1 protein-coding gene is annotated in these 238 nt (G+C 48.3%); it reads left to right on the forward strand.

What is annotated here, in order from left to right:
* A partial coding sequence (locus ABT58_RS24445) for an HD domain-containing protein (RefSeq protein WP_276203469.1) occupies positions 1 to 135 on the forward strand: 135 nt, incomplete at its 5' end.
* Positions 136 to 238: the final 103 nt, after the last annotated feature.

Here is a 238-nt window from a genome sequence, read left to right on the forward strand (position 1 = left end):
GATAACCTTGGCGCCCAGTATGTAGCGCTGTGGGAAGAGTTTGAAGCCGGTGTCACTGCCGATGCTAAATTCGCCAAAGCGATTGACCGAACTCCCCCTCTGCTGCACAACCTCAATGATGACGGTCATGGTTGAAAAATACACAACATACATAAAGAAAAAGTACTAGCCCTCAATGGAGAAAGAATCTCTGCGGCAAGTCCTGAGATATGGGATGCGGTAGAAGCAAAGCTTCAGC

Origin of the sequence: Photobacterium aphoticum (assembly GCF_001029435.1) — a bacterium.
Classification (GTDB): domain Bacteria; phylum Pseudomonadota; class Gammaproteobacteria; order Enterobacterales; family Vibrionaceae; genus Photobacterium; species Photobacterium aphoticum.